This is a genomic window from Curtobacterium sp. BRB10, assembly GCF_031844325.1.
Taxonomy (GTDB): domain Bacteria; phylum Actinomycetota; class Actinomycetes; order Actinomycetales; family Microbacteriaceae; genus Curtobacterium; species Curtobacterium poinsettiae_A.
In genome coordinates this window covers 473807-493317 of the sequence record NZ_JAUZVA010000002.1, presented here as the reverse complement: position 1 = coordinate 493317, position 19511 = coordinate 473807, and the positions used below count along the sequence as shown (strand labels likewise).

The window sequence follows — 19511 nt, the reverse complement described above, 5'->3', positions numbered from 1 at the left end:
CTGTAGGCCCGCCTGCGCCTGAAACGGCGCCGTTGATGGCATCCTTCATGTAGTCACCTGGATCCTTCCCGGTGAGGACATCGTTCAAGACAGCACCACCCGCTCCAGCAGACCGATCAATGGCCTCTGACGTGATCGTGTTGCACGCCGCCGTCGACCCGCGCACCGCGTGCTCAGGAACAAAGACGTGTCGACCGCTGGGCTCGGGAAGCATCACATGCCGGCCGCTCGTCGGGCCGAATGAGTCCGCCCCCCCAAGTCGAGACGAACCAACGCTGACAGCCGCGCCGGTAGCGAATCCGGTGGCTCCAGTCTGGATGAACCCTCCAACAGTGCGATCCTTACGGCTGCAACTCATCACTTGTACTCGAAGGCCGTCGGATACCGATTTATCACCTGGAGCTCATCTCGGAACCACCACGAGGATGCGCCGACCGAGAACTGGAACGTCCCGCCTCCGGACAAATCCCGCGCAACGCGCTCCTGTGAGGACTTTCTCACTCCCTGCAAGATGAAGACACCGCAGTCTCGTGTCTCTACCTTCACGTAGGAGAACGGTGCCCCCGAACCAGTACGACTCACCGTGGACCCGGCGTAAACCTCTGTGCTGGAAACGCTGCAGGAGATGGTTCTCCGGTGCGTTTCGTCGTACGCGCTCATCCAATACGGCCATACCAGCAGCACTACGAGCGACACGACGACGCCGAAAGCCCAGACAGCCAGGATGACCCAAGCCCTCCGATTCCCCTTCTTCGGGGGCTTCGGTGCGGCGGCTGGCTCGCTCAATCAGTACACCTCTCGTCATGGAGCGACGTAGGGCCAAAACCATCACGGGAACGTACGAGTTTCCTTCAGCAGCGCGTGGAGGCAGGCTTCAAAGGCCTTGGTCGCAGGCACATCGCCGGTCCCGTCTGGTTTGGTCACGTAGAGATCGCTCATCCCTCCTGCTCCCGTATTCGCCGCTGAATAGATCGTGCGATAGATTCGCCTCCGCCCCAGCATGGTCTCTTCCGCACTCAATGCGTCGGCATGCTGCAGGTAGAAGGATTGCGCTGAATGCATATCCATGCGCCCCAAGAATGCGGCCATTTGTCGACTTAGAGTCACCACCCTGTCGCGCCGATCATTTCTTCTTGACATCATCCATCCTTCTACGGAGCCAAGGGCCAGCTGTTGATGACATCGGCATGGGACCATCCGTCTGGGACATATGTCTGATTTCCCCCGCCCCGGTACACAGAACCGTTCAAATCACGCTGAGGTGCTGCAAATCCTCGATACGCAGGCATCTTTTGGTCGAATCGCGCCGTGAACCCCGAGTTTTGTTTTGAATCGTTTCCGCCCGGCCATGTCTCTGGAAGCGCCTTCTCACTCCGGACCTTCTCGATGCTCGTTGGCGCATCCGTTGACCACCAGTTTCCGGTGTGACGGCCGTCGATGTCACCCGACCGGTGTAGCACGGTGCTCTCATCAACGTGACCCATGTGGTACGACCATCCGACAAACTTCTTTGTGTCGTCAAAGTTGAGCCACTTCGGCCCTCCAGCAGTCGCACCTCCTGTAGCTGCGCCGACGACTGCGGAAGAAGTTATCGCCCCGAGCGCACCGGTGACCGTGTGCGGCCCCGGCGAGGTTGCGTAGTCCGCAAGTCCTGTCGCGCCTCCCTCAGTCGCTCCGGAACCGGCGCCGGCGGCCGCCCGCTTGAGTATCCCTGACCCGAGGCCCCGGGTGAACGCGGCGCCGGTTCCGCCACCGATCATGCCCGTCACAGCGCCGATCGCAGTCTCCTTGCCGACCTCCCCCCAGTCGACGCGTCCGGTCGTCGCCTTCTGGGACGCGACCGAGATGCCGCCACTCATCAGAGCACCAGATGCTCCGAGCAGCGCCAAGCCTGCAACACCACCCACCCCGGTGAACATCAGCGCAACCCCGGCCACGATCGCCGCCCCCGCGACGATGTACTCCCAGTTGTCCTTCGTCCAGTTCACTGCCGACGAGATGAACCCCTGATTTGCATCCCGGTAGGCCTGCATGTCCGCGTCCGTTGCCGGCTTCAGCCCCAGCGGGTCCACAGCATGCATCGGGTCGTTGCCGGCGTACGAGTAAGGGTTCCCAGACCACGCAGCACCCAGGACCGGCGCGAGCGGGTCGACCGACAGGAAGCCCCGCGCCGCAGGGTCGTACACGCGGGCCCCGAGCCACTCCAGCCCCGCGACGGACACCCCACCGGAGCCGGTCAAGGTCACCCCCGCGGGTAGCCGGACGTCGGTGACGGTAGCGAGCGCAGCCCACGGGTCCGCAGCATCGGTCGCGCGAGCACTGCGCCAAGCGGGCTGCGTCACGGCATCGCCGATGGCGGTGACACCACCGGGCAGATCGAGCAGCGACGTCTCGGCGATGCTGATGAGTGACGGCACGACCGCGGCGGAGTCCCACCAGGCGGCGACCCCACCCACCTCGGCGAGCTCTCCGAGCGCGTCGACCCAGACGTCGAGCCGACCGGTCTCGGCGTACGAAGCGTCGCGGTCGACGACGGCAGCGAGGTACCCCAGATCGGACCATGCGTACTCGGTGGTCGAACCATCGGCTGCGGTCCGCCGGATGCGGCGGCCGAGACCGTCGTGGACGTACTCGGTGCGGCCGGCCTCGGTGGTCGTCGCGATGAGCTGTCCGGCAGCGTCGTACTCGTGGCGCGTCTCGACACCGCCGACGGTCTCGGCGACGAGTCGCCCACCGTCGTCGTAGGCCCACGTCGAGTCCCCGGCGCGCACGAGCTGTCCGGCGGCGTCGTACTCGTACGACACCGCTCCCGACGGTCCGTCGACGGCGGTGATCCGCGCATCGGCATCGCGCTCGATCCGCGTGCTGGTGGCACCGTCGAGCGTGATCGAGGTGTGCGCCACGAGGGCGCCACCCTCGTACGACCACGACTGCACCAGGTCGCCCGTGGCTGCCTGGATGATCCGGCCCGAGGCGTCGTAGGAGAACGTGCCCGCAGCGGCGCCGTCACGGTCCACCCCGACGACCCGGCCGACGGCGTCGCGACGGTAGGTGGTGCGGGTGCCGTTCGGGTCGACCCGAGCAGTGCGGTTGCCGTCGGCGTCGTACTCCCACGCGACGGACTGGCCGCCGCGGGCACGACGGACGAGCAGGCCCCGGCGGTCGTGCTGCAGCTCGTGCTCGATCGTTCGACCGGCGCCACGAGTGTGGTCCGACACGACGACGGTGCGGTGGACGGCGTCGCGGGTGATCTCCGACTGCACAGCACCGTCGACGAGCACGGCCCGCTGGCGGCCGGCTGCGTCGTACGTCCACTCGGTGGTGTGGCCGTCGGGATCCGTCTGACGGATCTGGCGACCGGCCGGGTCGTAGGCCGCCGTGATGGTCCGTCCGAGCGGGTCGGTGACGGCGACCACGCGGTCGGCGGCGTCGTACTCCCGTCGAGTGGTGCCGCCGGCAGGGTCGGTGATCGTCACCAGGCGCCCGCGCTCGTCGTACTCGAACGAGGTGACCCCGTCGAGACCGTTGACGACCTGGATCAGCTGCCCGGCGGCGTCGTAGCGGAACCGACGACGGCCGAAGCGTGCGTCGTGGCTGGAGACGAGCCTCCCGGCCTGGTCGTACCGGAACCGCGCGGTGCCGGAACCCGGAGTCGTCTGTGTGACCACGCGTCCGACAGGGTCGTACGTGACCTCCTCGACCTCGCCGGTGGGCAGGGTCCGGGCCACGACTCGGGAGTCCGCGTCGTAGGTGAGCGTCGTCCGCGCCCCCGCGGCGTCGGTGGCTGCGGCGGGACGCCCGCAGGCGTCGTACTCGTACGTGGAGCGCGCGCCGGAGGGGGCGACCAACGCGACGACGCGACCGGCGAGGTCACGCTCGAGCCGTGTCAGGCCGCCTTCACCGTCGACGAGTTCGACGGGACGACCGGCGGCGTCGTAGGTGACGAGTTCGGAACCGGTCTCGTCAGACGTGGACTCAACGGGTCGGCCGTACTCGTCGAACCGGACGGTCGCGGTGTCGAAGGCGTCGCGCAGCGTCGCGACGCCGGTCGCGACGTCGTCCGAGAACTCCTGACGGACGCCCGTCGGGTCGACGGTCGCCGTCAGCTCGCCGACGACGTCGTACTCGCGACGCCAGGTCGCGCCGACGGGGTCGGTGACGGCCTGGAGGCGCGACAAGGCGTCGTGCGCGAACGTCCAGACCGCGCCGCCCGGCAATGCGAGCTCCGCCAGGTTCCCCTGGTCGTCGAACGTCCGCGAGACGCGGCGACCCAGCGGGTCGGTCGTGGTCGCGAGCTCGCCGTTGGGGGCGTACTCGAGCGTCGTGCGTGCTCCGAGCGGGTCCGTGATCGCGGCGATTCGGGCACCCGAGGTGTACTCGAAGCGCCAGACTGCTCCGTCGGCGTCGCGTCGTTCGACGAGGAGCCCGGCTGCGTCGTAGCGGTACTCGCTCCGTGCGCCGGAGGGGCTGATCGCGGCGACCGGGTGCCCGGCTGCGTCGCGCTCGATCCGAGCGGTGTCGCCGACGGCGTTGGTGGTCGAGACGAGCTCACCGAACGCGTCGTGGGAAAGCGTCAGGACCACGCCGGTCGGGTCGACGACGTGGTTGAGGGAGCCGTCCTGCCAGGTCAGCTCCGTCCGGCCGCCGACCGGGTCGACGATGACCGACGGGTCGCGATCGTCGCCCACGTACTCGTAGGTGACGACGGCACCGGCCTCGGTGACGACCGTCGTCACGCGGTCCTGGTCGTCGTACCCGTAGGTCAGGTCGCCGCCGGAGGGCGTGACGGTCCGGGTCTTCCGGCCGCGGTCGTCGTACGCGTGGACGGTCACCGACCCGTCGCGCTCGGTCGCCGACACCAGGTTGCCGTGCCGGTCGTAGCTCATCGACTGGCGTCGGTCGTCGGAGTCGATGACCCCGACCAGACGCCCCTTGGCGTCGGCGATGTAGGAGTTCGACCGCGAGCCGTCGTGGTCCGACACCACCGTGACGCGGCCGGGCAGGTACGCGAAGCGCACGGTACGGCCGTGCGGGCTGATCTGTTCGACCACGCGACGCTGGTCGTCGTAGGTGTTGTCGACCTCGACGACGCCGGCCGCACTCGTGACCGTCGTGATCAGGTCGTCGTCGTTCCAGCCGTAGGTCCGGGTGCCGACGGCGTCGGTCACCGAGACGAGTCGGCCGCGATCGTCGTACCCGTACTCGACCCGGCGGCCGTCGGAGGCGCGGAGCACCCCCACCCGGCCGTCGACGTGGTCGACGTCGATCGAGCGACCGCGCTCGTGCACCAGACGGACGACGACGTCGTCGGCGTCCCGCTCGACGCGGACCGCGGTACCCGCGCCGCCGCGCTGTCCGAGCCACAGCCCGGACGGTGAGAAGTCGATGCGTTCGCCCTGGTTGTCGCGGACGACGAGCCGGTCGCCCTCGTCCGCGAGCCAGCGGTTCTCGCCGACGCCACGGGCCCAGCCGTCTCCGTCGCGCGGGAAGCGGACCTGGCGGCCGTCGGCGCCGACGAACGACGCACCTTCGTCGTCGAGGAGCAGGCGGATCTCGAGGATCGACGCCCACCCCGGTCCGAAGAGCCCGACGTGCTGGTCGAGGGAGTTGTACATGCGGGTCACCTGCAACGCCGCAGATGCACCGGTGAACGCCAGGTCGAGCTCCGGCTCGAGGAAGTTGCCCGTCGTGGTGTTCACCGGGTCCATCGAGAAGCCGGTGGTGGGCTGAGCGCCGTAGGCGGTCGGCGGCTCGAACTGCAGATCGGTGCGGGTCTGCGAGACGCCGGCCGCGGCGAGCGCGGCTGCGAGCGCAGCATCGGAGACCGTGGAAACGGCTCCTTCGCCCCCGGCAGCCGCGAAGGCGTCGGCGATGGTGGTCGCCCACCTGACGTCCTGGTCGTTGGCATCGAGCCACTTGTCGAAGGCCGTCACGAGGCCGTCGGCGTTGATCGTCCCCCACGAGCACTTGGTCGCGAAGTCGGAGAGTTTTCCGCGCAGGGCGGCAGGCTTCCCGGAGAGGGCGCTGTTGAGTGCCTTCGACCCGGTGGCGAACGACCGGAGGTCCTCCGGCTTGGCCGAGGAGGTCCCGCCGCCACCGCCACCACCCGCACCGGGGTTCGGGGTCTGGCGTGGGGTCGACTTGGCACTCGCCGGCGCGAAGGTCGGCGGGTCTTCGTGCTCGACCTTGGGCGGCTCGGGTGCCCCGGCGACCTTGTCGTGCACCCACTCGAAGAAGTTCCGATCACCGTTCTCGGCGTACCAGTCGCGGGCGGTCTTGCGACGGGCGTTCTCGCGCTCGGCGGCCGCCTTCATCTCGTCGACCCAGCCAGCGACGGTGCGGAGATTCGTGGCGATGTCCTCGGCGTCGCTCTTCGCGGTACCGGCGTTCTGCGCGAAGAGCTCCGAGAAGTGCCCGCGGAAGTCTTGCGAAGCGGTGTTGACGTAGGACTGCCGTGAACCGGCCTGCCCCTCGATCGACTCGGCCGCGCCGTTCAGCGCCGTGCTGAGCGCATCGGCCGTGCCGTTGTCGAACTTGACCGGCTCGTTGCCGTGCAGGTCCACCATGGTTCATCCCCCGAGATCGTGCTGGTCGTGCTGGTGAAGCGGCCCCACCGACCGCGAACGCCCGGGCCGCCGCGACTGCGACGGTCCGGGCGGGAACAGGCTGGTGCTTACGCGCCGCCACCTGCGGTGAAGATGTCCTGCGAGATCTTGTCGAGCTGGGTGCGGAGCTGCTCGAGCTCGGTCTTCGCCTTGTCGAGAGCAGCCTTGGTCTCCGGCCAGGTGGACCCGCGGAACGTCGCCGCGAGCGGGCCGTCCCAGACGTTCGAGTCGGACAGGATCCGGCCCTGGGCGTCGAGCTGCGAGATCTGGTCGGTGAAACCACCGTTGATGATCGACTGGACCTGACGGATGGCGGTCTTGGCCTGCTCGGTCGAAAGGACACGCGACATGATGAACCTCTTTCATTCGTAGCTGCACCCCCGCGCAGTGGAATCCCCCCGGAGGCTCTGACACGGCCCACCATACCCACGAAGCCGGGGAGATGTCACCGTCCGCATACCGTGACGTTTCCTCCACACACCGACGGTTCACCACGGGTTTCCACAGCGGCCACCGAGGCCCCTCCGACCGTGGGGGCCGGGTGGCAGGATGTGGGGATGGACACCGAACCGCAGCTCGACGGCGAATCCGTCGCACCCGACCTCGACGACTTCGACGAGGTCGTCGAGATCGAGCACGAGTCGCTGCCGACGGACCGCTACTTCGACCGTGAGCTCAGCTGGCTGCGGTTCAACCAGCGCGTGCTCGAGCTCGGTGAAGACCGCACGCAGCCCCTGCTGGAGCGTGCAAACTTCCTGGCGATCTTCGCGTCCAACCTCGACGAGTTCTTCATGGTCCGCGTCGCCGGCCTGAAGCGCCGCATCGACACCGGCATCGCCGTCCCGACCAACGTCGGCCGTGCCCCCAGTGACGTGCTGCGGGACATCGCGAAGAAGGCCCACGAGCTGCAGGACCGGCACGCCCAGGCGTTCATCGGGTCGCTCAAGCCGGACCTCGATGCCGCGGGCATCCACATCGAGCACTGGTCCGACCTCGACGAGGCCGACCGCCAGCGGATGCGGGAGTACTTCAATGAGCAGATCTTCCCGGTGCTCATGCCCCTGGCCGTCGACCCGGCGCACCCGTTCCCCTACATCTCCGGGCTCTCGCTGAACCTGGCCGTGCGGGTCCGCAACCCGAAGTCGCAGCGGCAGGAGTTCGCGCGCCTCAAGGTGCCGCAGAACTTCTCCCGCTTCATCAAGCTCCCCGACGACAACTCCGGCCGGATGCGGTTCATCCCGCTCGAAGACCTCATCGCGAACCACCTCGACGACCTGTTCCCCGGCATGGAGGTCCTCGAGCACCACGTGTTCCGTGTGACCCGCAACGAGGACGTCGAGATCGAGGAGGACGAGGCCGAGAACCTCATCCAGGCCCTCGAACGTGAGCTGCTGCGCCGCCGGTTCGGTCCGCCGATCCGCCTCGAGATCACCGAGGACATGGACCCGGTGACCCTCGATCTGCTCGTCCGCGAACTCGACATCACCGAAGAAGAGGTCTTCCGGCTGCCGTCGCCGCTCGACCTGGGCGGCCTGTTCGAGATCGCGAAGATCAGCCGTCCTGACCTGCACTACCCGAAGCACGTGCCGACGACCCCGGTGCAGTTCCAGCCGGGCGAGCCGAACACGAAGCCCGACCTGTTCCGTGCGATCAAGGCGAACGACGTCCTGGTCCACCACCCCTACGAGTCCTTCGCCACGAGCGTGCAGGCGTTCCTCGAGCAGGCGGCCGCCGACCCGAACGTCCTGGCGATCAAGCAGACGCTCTACCGCACCTCCGGGGACAGCCCCATCGTCGAGGCGCTCATCGACGCCGCGGCAGCCGGCAAGCAGGTCCTCGCGCTGGTCGAGATCAAGGCGCGCTTCGACGAGCAGAACAACATCACCTGGGCCCGGAAACTCGAGAAGGCCGGTGTCCACGTGGTCTACGGCCTGGTGGGGCTGAAGACGCACTCGAAGCTGGTGCTCGTCATCCGACAAGAGGGCGGGACGCTCAAGCACTACAGCCACATCGGCACGGGCAACTACAACCCGAAGACCTCGCGCATCTACGAGGACATGGGCCTCTTCACCTCGGACGACACCGTGGGCAAGGACCTGACCCGCCTGTTCAACGAGCTGTCCGGCTACGCCATCGAGAAGAAGTTCAAGCGCCTGCTCGTGGCACCGCTGCACCTGCGGAAGGGCCTGCTCAAGCGCATCCAGACCGAGGCGGCGAACGCCCGTGCCGGCAAGCCCTCGGGGATCCGGATCAAGGTCAACTCGATGGTCGACGAGCAGATCATCGACGCGCTGTACCTGGCGAGCCAGGCCGGGGTGCCGATCGACATCTGGGTGCGCGGCATCTGTTCGCTCAAGCCGGGGATGGAAGGCGTCAGCGACACCATCCGCGTGCGGAGCATCGTCGGGCGGTACCTCGAGCACTCCCGTGCCTTCGCGTTCCACAACGACGGGGACCCGGCGGTCTTCATCGGCAGCGCCGACATGATGCACCGCAACCTCGACCGTCGCGTCGAGGCGCTCGTGCGGCTGGTGGCCCCGGACCACATCAACGAGATCCAGGAGATGTTCGACCTGGCGATGGCCGACACCGCCAGCTCGTGGCACCTGGAGTCCGACGGCGAGTGGACGCGGCACTCCACCGACGATGCGGGCCGTCCGCTCGAGGACGTGCAGAATGTGACCATGCGGAAGATCTCGGCCCGGAAGCGCTCGACTCGGTGAGCGGCGGTCCCTCGGGCCCCGTCGTCGCTGCGGGTGCGGTCGTCTGGCGCGAACAGGACGGCACACCCCTCGTGCTGCTCATCCACCGCGACCACCACAAGGACGTCTCCCTGCCCAAGGGCAAGGTGGACCCGGGCGAGGCCGTCCCGACGACCGCCGTGCGCGAGATCGACGAGGAGACCGGCTACCGCGTCCACCTCGGCGCACCGCTCGGCACCGCCGAGTACGTGCTGCCGAACGGCCGCGACAAGGTCGTGCACTACTGGTCGGCCCGGGTCTCGGCCAAGGAGTACGCCCGCGCCGGTGCATTCGTCCCGAACCACGAGGTCGCCGCAGTCGAGTGGGTCACGATCGACGACGCCCGCAACCGCCTGACGTACGAGCGGGACGTCGCGATCCTCGACCGGTTCGCCGAACGCGCCGCCGCCGGGCAGCACCGCACGTTCGCCCTGATCACCCTGCGCCACGCCAAGACGGTGCCCGGCTCGGACTGGGACGGCCCCGACGCCACCCGTCCGCTGCTGCCGGTCGGCCGCTCGCAGGCCAAGGCCGCCGCCGCACCGGTCGCGGCGTTCGGCCCGAAGAAGATCGTGAGCAGCACGGCAGCGCGGTGCCTCGCGACCGTCGAACCGCTGTCCGCCGCGACGAAGCTCGGGGTCTCGAGCACCCCCGACATCAGCCAGGACGCCCACGACCGCGGAGCCGCAGACGTCAAGGGCGTCGTCCGGCGCCGGCTCGACAAGGGCAAGACCGCTGTGTTGTGCTCGCACGGCCCGGTGCTGCCCGACATCATCGCCCGGATCGCCACCGCGACCGCCGACGACTCCGGCCGCTTCGACCTGCGCCGCGCCGCGATGCTGTCCGTCGGGGACTTCTCCGTCATGCACATCGCCGGGGACACCCTCGTCGCGGTCGAGACGCACCGCAACACGATCCCGGCGTAGCCAGCCACCGCCGGGCCGCAGCGCCACCGCACCGCAGCGCCACGCACCACAGCGCCGGACCGCAGCGGACGCGCTCGGAACCCGGCCACACGACGGGGGCGCGCCGCGCCCGGGAACGCGATCCGGGCCTCCCGACCGCTCGTCCGCGACCATGCGTGCGCATCTTCCGAACGAGCGCACAGTGCCCCCGATCCTGCTCCCCGCGCGGAGGCGGCGCACGCCGCCCCGACGTCGACAACCCCTCGTTCACCTTCCGTTCACCAGCGGGGGTGATTGCGGTCACCTCGCGTCCCTACAGTCGCTCCCGGGTCGGCACCGGCCCAGGGACCGCAGTGGTCCCACTGCATTCCATTCCCGAAGGGACCCCTGTGAACATCAAGCGAATCGGTTCGATCGCAGCAATCGCGATCGCCGGCGCAGTCGTGCTCTCCTCGTGCGCGGCGAACGAGGACGCGGGCAGCACCGAGTCCTCCTCCACCAGCGGCAGCGACTACTCGAAGCTCTCCGGCACCCTGACCGGCTCCGGCTCGTCGGCACAGCAGACCGCGCAGGCCACCTGGGCCGCCGGTTTCCAGAACGAGGCCTCGGGCGTCACGGTGAACTACACCCCGGACGGCTCTGGCGCCGGCCGCGAGAACTTCATGTCGGGTGCCGCGGACTTCGCCGGTTCCGACGCCGCGCTGAAGGACGAGGAGCTCTCGGGCACCTTCGAGTCCTGCAAGGCGGACACCAAGGGCATCGACATCCCCGTCTACATCTCCCCGATCGCGATCGCGTACAAGGTGGACGGCGTCAGCGACCTGACCCTCGACGCGAAGACCATCGCGGGCATCTTCTCGGGCAAGATCACCAAGTGGGACGACTCGCAGATCGCCGACCTGAACAAGGACGCGAAGCTGCCGGACGCCGACATCACGGTCGTCCACCGCTCCGACGACTCGGGCACCACGCAGAACTTCTCGGAGTACGTCTCCGCGAACGCCTCGGACGTCTGGACCGAAGAGCCCAGCCAGACCTTCCCGTACTCGGTCGGTGACAGCGCGAAGGGCACCTCCGGTGTCGCCTCCGCGATGGGCAACGCCACCAACGCCATCACCTACATCGACGACTCCGGTGCGGGTGACCTCGACCGCGCGAAGCTGATGGTCGGCGACAAGGCGACCGAGCTCTCGGCCGACGGTGCCGCGCAGGTCGTCGCCGACTCGAAGATCGCGACCGGCCGTGAGGACAACGACCTCGCGATCGACATCGACCGCAAGGACACCGCTGACGGTGCCTGGCCGCTGGTCCTCGTCTCCTACGCCATCGCGTGCCAGGAGTACAAGGACGCCGACAAGGCCGAGCTCGTGAAGGGCTACCTCGACTACGTCGTCTCGAGCGCCGCTCAGGACGCCGCTGCCAAGGAGGCCAAGTCGGCCGCCCTCTCCTCCGACCTCGCGTCGAAGGCCAAGGACGCGGTCGCTTCCATCAAGTAAGGCCCCCTGAGCGCCCGGACGCCGGTCCCACCCACCTGACCGGCGTCCGGGCACTCAGCCGTCCAGGACCACCCCGCCCGGACGCGCACCACCACCCCAGAACCCGTCGCCTCCCCCGGCGTTCCTCCGACAGGAGTACCCCATGACGACCGCACCGGCCCAGCCAGGGGCCACCGTCACCCCGATCAAGCCGAAGGCCGTCGTCCGTGTCGGCGACCGCGTCTTCTCCGCAGCCTCGGTCATCGCCGGCGGCCTCATCCTCTTCGTGCTCGTGCTCGTCGCCGCGTTCCTCGTCTGGCAGAGCATCCCGGCCTTCTCCGCCAAGGTCGGCGAGCTGCCGGGCAAGGCCACGAACTTCTGGGACTTCGTCGGCCCCCTGGTCTTCGGTACCGTCTGGTCCGCGCTCATCGCGCTCGTGATCGCCGTGCCGCTGTCCCTCGGGATCGCCCTGTTCATCTCGCACTTCGCGCCGCGTCGACTCGCGCCCGTCCTCGGCTACGTGATCGACCTGCTGGCCGCGGTGCCGTCGGTCGTCTACGGCCTCTGGGGCATCGCCGTGCTGGCGCCCCTGGTGAAGCCGTTCTACGTGTTCCTGAACGAGTACCTCGGCTGGTTCCCGCTGTTCTCCGGCCAGGTGTCCGGCACCGGCCGCACGATCCTGACCGCGTCGATCGTCCTCGCCGTCATGGCGATCCCGATCATGACCGCGGTCATGCGTGAGATCTTCCTGCAGGCCCCGACCCTCAACGAGGAAGCGGCCCTGGCACTCGGCGCGACCCGCTGGGAGATGATCCGCCTGTCGGTCCTGCCGTTCGCGAAGTCCGGCATCGTGTCGGCGATCATGCTCGGCCTCGGTCGTGCGCTCGGCGAGACGATGGCGATCGCGCTGGTGCTGTCGGTCTCGACGAACGTCACGTTCCAGATGCTGACGTCGCAGAACCCCTCGACGATCGCCGCGAACATCGCCCTGCAGTTCGCCGAGGCATCCGGTACGGCACTGAACGCGCTCATCGCCTCGGGTCTGATCCTCTTCGTCATCACCCTGGTCATCAACATGCTCGCGCGGTACATCGTCCGCAGCCGAGTCAGCTGAGAGGTCGCACCCGATGTCCCTCGCGCTCCGTCAGACCGGCACCGCCGGCAACGTCTACGCCAACGGCAAGCTGCACGCCTCCGTCCCGTGGCTGCTGCTCGTCGGCAGCTGGGTCGCCCTCGTCCTGGTCTTCGCCCTGCTCAACGCCGGTGGCGCCGTCAAGGACTTCAACATCGTGGCCGCGATCTTCCTCGGCACGGTCCTGTTCGACGTCCTCATCGTCGTCATCTCGCGCATCGTGGAGGGCGGCCGCAAGGCGGTCGACCGCCTGGTCACCTCGCTCGTCGTCACGGCGTTCGTCATCGCGGTCCTGCCGCTCGTGTCGCTGCTCTGGACGGTCATCGCCAAGGGCGTCGCCCGCTTCGACGCGAACTTCTTCTCGTACTCGATGCGCGGGGTCATCTCCGAGGGCGGCGGCGCGGTCCACGCCCTGATCGGCACGCTCGAGATCACGCTGTTCGCGGCGCTCATCTCGGTGCCGATCGGCCTGCTCACCTCGATCTACCTGGTCGAGTACGGTCGCGGCGCACTGGCGAAGGGCATCACGTTCTTCGTCGACGTCATGACGGGCATCCCGTCGATCGTCGCCGGTCTGTTCGCCTACGCGCTCTTCGCGCTGTTCCTCGGCCCGGGTGCCCGCTTCGGCCTGGTCGGCTCCGTCGCGCTGTCGGTGCTGATGATCCCGATCGTCGTGCGCTCCACCGAAGAGGTGCTGAAGATCGTACCGATGGAACTCCGCGAGGCCTCGTACGCCCTCGGGGTGCCGAAGTACCTCACGATCCTCAAGGTCGTGCTCCCCACCAGCCTCGCCGGCATCACCACCGGTGTCATGCTCTCGATCGCCCGCGTCATCGGTGAGACCGCCCCGCTGCTCGTCACGGCCGGCTTCACCGCGAGCATGAACTACAACCTGTTCCGTGACCCGATGATGACCCTGCCGGTGTACGCGTACACGCAGTACTCGCAGCAGGGCGCCAACCCGGTGCCGTTCGTCGACCGGGCCTGGACCGCGGCCCTGGTGCTCATCCTGATCGTGATGCTGCTCAACCTGCTCGCCCGGTTCATCACCCGTCTCTTCGCCCCCAAGCTCAGCCGCTGACCCTCCGCCCCCGCGGAACCAGCGACACCACCCACCCAGAAGGATCAACGTGTCCAAGCGCATCGAGGTCGACGGCCTCAACGTCTACTACTCGAAGTTCAAGGCGGTCGAGGGTGTCGACATCACCATCGAGCCCCGCACCGTCACGGCCTTCATCGGCCCGTCGGGCTGCGGCAAGTCCACCTTCCTCCGCACCCTGAACCGCATGCACGAGGTCATCCCCGGCGCATGGGTCGAGGGCTCGGTCAAGATCGACGGCGACGACCTGTACGGCGCCGGCGTCGACCCCGTGCTCGTCCGTCGTCAGGTCGGCATGGTCTTCCAGCGTCCGAACCCGTTCCCCACGATGTCGATCCGCGACAACGTGCTGGCGGGTGTGAAGCTGAACAACAAGCGCGTCTCGAAGTCCGAGGCCGACGACATCGTCGAGCGCTCGCTGCAGGGTGCGAACCTGTGGAACGAAGTCAAGGACCGCCTCGACAAGCCCGGTATGGGTCTGTCCGGTGGGCAGCAGCAGCGTCTCTGCATCGCCCGCGCAATCGCGGTCGAGCCGGACGTGCTCCTGATGGACGAGCCCTGCTCGGCCCTCGACCCGATCTCGACCCTGGCCATCGAGGACCTGATCGAGGACCTCAAGAAGGAGTTCACGATCGTGATCGTGACCCACAACATGCAGCAGGCGTCGCGGGTCAGCGACAAGACGGCGTTCTTCAACATCGCCGGCACCGGCGCCCCGGGCAAGCTCATCGAGTTCGACGACACCGCGACGATGTTCTCGAACCCGTCCGTGCAGGCCACCGAGGACTACGTCTCGGGTCGCTTCGGTTGATCGGCATCCGTCCGTCGCGCTGACGGACTGCCTGGAGGCCCGGTGCACGTCCGCCACGGACGCGCACCGGGCCTCCGTGGTCACGCCGGAGCGCCGGCAGCGTGCCGAGGCGGACGCGGAACGACGAAGCCGCTGTCGTGGGACAGCGGCTTCGTCGTTCTGCGTCGGTGGCGGTCCAGCGGGACCGCCGAGGCGTCACGCCGTGGTGGTGGGGACCGCCATGATCGGCGAGGTGGTCGGCTGCTCGGAACCGCCCTCGGGCTCGACCGTCATGCCGATCGTCGCGCCCTCGGACATCGCACCCTTGAGCACAGCGGAGTGCACACCGTCGGCCGCACCGTCGACCAGGCCAGCCGACTTGATGGTGCCGCCCTGCTCCTCGGAGCCGATGTACCAGAGCTCGTACGTCTTGCCCTTCGGCGCCTGTTCGACACCGTCGAGGATCACCGCGGACTTGCCGAGGTCGTTCGACCACACGACCGTCGCGGATCCGCCGCCCGCGACCTTGGTCGTGGTGCGCTGGAAGTCCGAGGCTGCGTAGATGCGGTCGAGGCCGCTCGAGGCCTGCGTGGTGCCGGTGCCTGACCCGTTCGGGTCGAAGATCGACCCGACGCCGAGTCCGCCGAAGAAGACCGCGGCGACGGCGGCTGCGGCCGTCAGCATGACCGTCGGACGCTGGAACCAGCGGCGGCGGGCCTCGGACGATGCCCGGCCACCGGCGGTGGGACCGTCGGCGATCGAGGCGACGTGCCCGGCGGGCTCGGGACGGGCCTCCTGGACGGAGGTGGTCCCGGCGACCGGGGTCTGGTCGACCGTCGTGTCGGCGAGGGGTGCGGCCTGGGGGGTCGTGGCGATCTGGGCCAGCAGCGACGCCTTGAGCGACGCGGGGGGCTCGATCGGTGCGACGGCGTAGGCGAGCTGCAGCGCGGTCTCGCGCAGCGAGTCGTTCTCGGCCTGCAGCTCGGGGGACGTCCGGAGGGCGTCCTCGAGGAGTGCGCGCTCGTCGTCGGACAGCGCGTCGAGTGCGTGGGAACCCGTCATCAGTGCGGGGTCGTCGTGGCGTTCGGTCATGAGGTCACCCCCATCTCGTCTCGGAGTCGGATCATCCCGTCACGGAGACGGGTCTTGACGGTGCCGATGGGGACACCGAGGTGTTCGGCCATCTCGCTGTGCGAGTAACCGCCGTAGTACGCGAGTTGCACGGCCTGCCGCTGGAACTCGGTGAGCTTCGCCAGCGCTCGGCCGACGCGCTCGTGCTCGATGCGGATCTCGACGGACTCGGAGACCTGGTCGAACCCGGCCTCGAGGTCGCGGATGCCGATCTTGGTGTCGCGGTCGTGCGACGACTGCGAGGCACGGACCCGGTCGACCGCTCGGCGGTGGGCCATGGTGAGGACCCAGCTGGCGGCCGTGCCGCGCTTCCGGTCGAAGCGGGTGGCCTGCTGCCAGACCTCCAGGAAGACCTCCTGCGTGACCTCTTCCGACTGCGCGCGGTCCCGGAGGAGTCGCGTGATCAGACCGAGGACCCGACCGGAGAGTGCGTCGTAGAGGTCCGCGAAGGCGGCTTGGTCACCGGCGGCGACCCGGGCGAGGAGGTCGTCCGGCGATGCCTGAGCTGGCTCTGACGAGCTCCAGCGTTCGGTGTCGCTATCCACAAGGGCAAGCATTGCAGGTTTCCCTCCTCTCGGTTGCTTTCGTTGACCAGGCGGTGAGCACGAAGCCCCCGCATGGGCGATCGAGACGAGGGGCCGGCGTGACCCACAGGGAATTGACCGGCGGTGCCGGTCCGGGTCACACCGGGCCTCTCGCTTCGTGACGGGCATTCCGTCCGTCACGCAGATGATTCGGCGCGGTCCCCGCTGTGGATTGGATGGGGGTCGGCATTTCTCGGCGGGATGGGCGCGGCGGGTCGGCACAGGGGGGCGCGGGCACACTCGGCACGCGCGCGGGCACGCCCGGGCCGGTTCTGTCCACCATGAGTGAACAGGGTCGAGTGATCAGCCGACGTCTCGTAGACTTGGTGTCGCCGGGCCGCAGCAAGCCCCGGGCTCCAAAATTCGCCGCTTCGAGCGGCCTCGCGCCGAGAGGCGCTTCTGCGGCCCGGTCTTTCTCTGCCTTCAGCGCTCGGCCTGGAGGCCCGGTGCGGGTCCGCCCCGCCGCTCGCTCAAGCCAGGCTGTCGCGGCGCCAGAGCGCCGCCGCCTCGGTCAGGTCGGCCGCCAGCTCCGTCAGGCGGAGCGCCCGCGTCGTGAGTTCGCTCGCCCGCTCGGACGCCACCAGGTCGGACTCGTCCGCCACGGCGGTCGCGCCGGCGGCGGTCAGACGGCAGAACGACGCCCCGCGGTCGAGCGCCACCGCGAGGTCGCCCGTGTACAGGCCGTGCAGGATGCGGTCGGCGAGCGTCAGGATCTCGGCCGGGCCCGTCGGCTCCTCGACACCCGCGACCGCCTGGTCGATCGTGCCGATCTGCGCCGTGCCCCGTTCGAACAGGTACGCGATCTCCTCCGGGTTCTGCCGGATCACGATGCGGACCAGGTACACCCGCCAGAGCGCCCCCGGCAGGGTGTGCGCCCCGACCCGTGCCCACAGTTCCGCGATGGCGTCGATGCCGTGCACGTCGGTGTAGGTGACGAGTCGCTCGACCACGGCCGGGTCCGGGTCCTCGCGCACCCGGTGCAGCAGGGCGTTCGCGGTCTCGTGCGCGACACGGTTCACGAGCGCCGGGTCCTCACCGCCCTGGATGGCAGCGAACTCGGCGTCGGTGAAGTGGACGGGACGGTGGTGATCGCGAGGCACCGCAGCAGTGTAGGCGCGGCCGGTGACACGCCCGCATCCCGTTCGCCCAGAACGCAACGGCTGCGCCACGCGTACCGTGTTGCGGCAGGGAGGCGCTCCTCCCTGCACGTGAAGGAGAGGATCTTCCATGAACGCCCTGCTCATCATCCTGGCTGTGATCGCAGTCATCCTGCTGTTCGTCGGTGGGTTCGCCGCGAGCCTGAAGTTCCTGCTCTACGTCGGCATCGTGCTGCTGATCATCGCGGTCATCGCGTGGCTGCTGCGGACGCTCACCGGACGCCGGGGCTGACCCGAACCGACGGTTCTGCTCCCGAGGCCCTCACCCGCTAGCCTTGCGGGTGAGGGCCTCTAGCTCAGTTGGTAGAGCACCGGACTTTTAATCCGAGGGTCGTGGGTTCGAGCCCCACGGGGCCCACACCACACCTTCCTGAACGCCGGCTTTTCATCCGAGGGTCGTGGGTTCGAGCCCCACGGGGCCCACCCCTCCCGGCCTGCCTTCACAGACTCCGCCTCGCCGCTTGTCTAGAATGCGACGGATGGGCCGACGATCGCAGCGCGAGCGGCCGGGCACCCCCACCGGCCCGGCGACGATGCGCCGACGCCGCCGGAAGCTGGTGCCGGCACTCGCCCTCGGGGCGATGGCACTCGGGGTCTCCGGACTCCTGCTGATCCTGCCGAGCGTCTCGAGTGCCTGCCAGCCGGTGTCCTCGTCGACCTCGGCCTCGGCCGTCGCTGCCCCCGGCGTCTCGGCCGACCGCGTCGCCGCGGCGATCGAGCCCGGGTCACGCGTCCTGATCGTGGGCGACTCGTACACCTCGGGTCGGGGCTCGGCCAGCGGGCTCCGCGGCTGGGCGCAGGACCTCAGCGAGGACCGCGGGTGGACGGCCAAGATCGACGGGTACCCGGGCACGGGCTACGTCGACACCGGACGGACCGGTTCGTCGCACTACACGTACGGGCCACGCCTCGAGCGGCACGCCTCGTTCGACCCCCAGCTCGTGATCGTGCAGGGCAGCCAGAACGACTGGCTCGTCGACGCGGACACCCTCCGCGCCACCGTCGAGCGGACCCTCCGCACGGCGCAGCAGACCTGGCCGGACGCCGTCGTCGTCGCGCTCGGCCCGTCAGCACCGCTGCCGTGGGCGAACTCGACCGTCGGCGTCGCCGCGTCGGTCTCCGCGGGTGCCGCCGCCGCCGGCGTGCCCTACGTCGACGCCCTCGCCGGCAGGTGGTTCACGTCGACCAACAGCCCGGGGTACTCCGCCGTCGACGGCGGACACCCGAACGACGCCGGCTACCAGTACCTGGCGGACCGCGTCAGCGAATCCCTCGACGCCCTCGCCGCGCCCGTCGGCAGCGCACGCTGCGTCTGAGGAAGATCACCCACTCCTGGATGGGGTACAACCCGTCCCCAGCGGGCTCATGGCAGATCCCCTGCCCACCACAGCCCGCCCTCAGCGGACTGTTGGGCTGCCGCCGATAGTGTCGTTCCCGGATCCGATCACCGGATCCTGCAGCACAGCACCACCACGAACGAACGGGGTACACCGTGATCGAGCCCATCGAAGCCACGCAGACCAGCACCACCGGTGACGCGCGCCGCATCGTCGAGCTCGCAGCAGCGACCAACACGACGATGAGCAACGAGCTCCTGCTCGACACGCTCCGCCGCAACGCCCAGGTCACGACCCGCCACATCCGCAAGGACTTCATCGAGGTCGCGACGGCCACCGCCGTCCTCGGCTACGTCTGCCGGCAGCGCAAGGACTTCATCGCGCTCCGTGGCGACGACCCGGCGTGGGCGCACGAGGTCGGCCGGTACGCGACCGAGTCCCTCGCGGTCGAGGCACTCCGGATGCGCCGCGGCTGACGCCCGGCGTCCGACGCGAACACAGAAGGCCCCGCCGGTGTCCGGCGGGGCCTTCCTCGTGTCGGCGGTGCACGCCGAC

The 19511-nt window shown here is 68.9% G+C and carries 16 protein-coding genes and 1 tRNA gene; 10 read left to right on the top strand and 7 right to left on the bottom strand.

What is annotated here, in order from left to right:
* Positions 1-357: 357 nt before the first annotated feature.
* From Q9R26_RS06220 to Q9R26_RS06205, 4 genes are all read right to left on the bottom strand, one after another.
* Positions 358-786 carry a hypothetical protein gene (locus Q9R26_RS06220; protein WP_311226808.1) on the bottom strand — a complete coding sequence of 143 codons (429 nt, stop codon included), beginning with the start codon at positions 784-786 and terminating at the stop codon, positions 358-360.
* Between the two features lie 42 nt (positions 787-828).
* Entirely contained in the window at positions 829-1089 is a 261-nt protein-coding gene (locus tag Q9R26_RS06215) for a hypothetical protein (RefSeq protein ID WP_182066804.1), read from the bottom strand.
* A gap of 62 nt (positions 1090-1151) precedes the next feature.
* Positions 1152-6566 carry a DUF6531 domain-containing protein gene (locus Q9R26_RS06210; protein WP_311226807.1) on the bottom strand — a complete coding sequence of 1805 codons (5415 nt, stop codon included), beginning with the start codon at positions 6564-6566 and terminating at the stop codon, positions 1152-1154.
* A 107-nt stretch (positions 6567-6673) separates the two neighbouring features.
* Positions 6674-6955: a hypothetical protein gene (locus Q9R26_RS06205; protein ID WP_027466625.1), complete on the bottom strand. Its 282-nt coding sequence runs from the start codon at positions 6953-6955 to the stop codon at positions 6674-6676.
* Between the two features lie 207 nt (positions 6956-7162).
* On the opposite strand from Q9R26_RS06205, the gene Q9R26_RS06200 reads away from it, so the two are divergent.
* The 6 genes from Q9R26_RS06200 (at position 7163) to pstB (ending at position 14768) form a co-directional block, all read left to right on the top strand.
* Complete coding sequence (locus Q9R26_RS06200; RefSeq protein ID WP_182066806.1) at positions 7163-9328, top strand: RNA degradosome polyphosphate kinase; 2166 nt, start codon at positions 7163-7165, stop codon at positions 9326-9328.
* A complete protein-coding gene (locus tag Q9R26_RS06195; protein WP_311226806.1) occupies positions 9325-10272 on the top strand; it encodes an NUDIX domain-containing protein in 948 nt (315 codons plus the stop codon). Before Q9R26_RS06200 ends, Q9R26_RS06195 begins: the two co-directional genes overlap by 4 nt.
* Before the next feature lie 368 nt (positions 10273-10640).
* Positions 10641-11747: a phosphate ABC transporter substrate-binding protein PstS gene (gene pstS, locus Q9R26_RS06190; RefSeq protein WP_182066808.1), complete on the top strand. Its 1107-nt coding sequence runs from the start codon at positions 10641-10643 to the stop codon at positions 11745-11747.
* 142 nt (positions 11748-11889) lie between these two features.
* Positions 11890-12840 (top strand): phosphate ABC transporter permease subunit PstC, encoded by a 951-nt coding sequence (pstC, locus tag Q9R26_RS06185; RefSeq protein ID WP_110861811.1) that lies wholly within the window; start codon positions 11890-11892, stop codon positions 12838-12840.
* A gap of 13 nt (positions 12841-12853) precedes the next feature.
* Entirely contained in the window at positions 12854-13939 is a 1086-nt protein-coding gene (gene pstA / locus Q9R26_RS06180; protein ID WP_182066809.1) for a phosphate ABC transporter permease PstA, read from the top strand.
* A 49-nt stretch (positions 13940-13988) separates the two neighbouring features.
* Entirely contained in the window at positions 13989-14768 is a 780-nt protein-coding gene (gene pstB, locus Q9R26_RS06175) for a phosphate ABC transporter ATP-binding protein PstB (protein ID WP_182066810.1), read from the top strand.
* A gap of 195 nt (positions 14769-14963) precedes the next feature.
* On the opposite strand, the gene Q9R26_RS06170 is transcribed toward pstB, so the two are convergent.
* From Q9R26_RS06170 to Q9R26_RS06160, 3 genes are all read right to left on the bottom strand, one after another.
* Entirely contained in the window at positions 14964-15839 is an 876-nt protein-coding gene (locus tag Q9R26_RS06170; RefSeq protein WP_311226805.1) for an anti-sigma factor, read from the bottom strand.
* Positions 15836-16435, bottom strand: a complete 600-nt coding sequence (gene sigK, locus Q9R26_RS06165) for an ECF RNA polymerase sigma factor SigK (protein WP_027466633.1) — start codon at positions 16433-16435, stop codon at positions 15836-15838. Before sigK ends, Q9R26_RS06170 begins: the two co-directional genes overlap by 4 nt.
* A gap of 497 nt (positions 16436-16932) precedes the next feature.
* Positions 16933-17562 carry a DNA-directed RNA polymerase subunit beta gene (locus tag Q9R26_RS06160; RefSeq protein WP_311226804.1) on the bottom strand — a complete coding sequence of 210 codons (630 nt, stop codon included), beginning with the start codon at positions 17560-17562 and terminating at the stop codon, positions 16933-16935.
* Between the two features lie 127 nt (positions 17563-17689).
* Between Q9R26_RS06160 and Q9R26_RS06155 the strand changes: the two genes are divergently transcribed.
* The 4 genes from Q9R26_RS06155 (at position 17690) to Q9R26_RS06140 (ending at position 19432) form a co-directional block, all read left to right on the top strand.
* Positions 17690-17851, top strand: a complete 162-nt coding sequence (locus Q9R26_RS06155; RefSeq protein ID WP_017888098.1) for a hypothetical protein — start codon at positions 17690-17692, stop codon at positions 17849-17851.
* Positions 17852-17904: 53 nt separating this feature from the next.
* Positions 17905-17977, top strand: a tRNA-Lys gene (locus Q9R26_RS06150).
* Positions 17978-18098: 121 nt separating this feature from the next.
* Positions 18099-18935 carry an SGNH/GDSL hydrolase family protein gene (locus tag Q9R26_RS06145; protein ID WP_311226803.1) on the top strand — a complete coding sequence of 279 codons (837 nt, stop codon included), beginning with the start codon at positions 18099-18101 and terminating at the stop codon, positions 18933-18935.
* 176 nt (positions 18936-19111) lie between these two features.
* Entirely contained in the window at positions 19112-19432 is a 321-nt protein-coding gene (locus Q9R26_RS06140; RefSeq protein ID WP_027466636.1) for a hypothetical protein, read from the top strand.
* Positions 19433-19511: the final 79 nt, after the last annotated feature.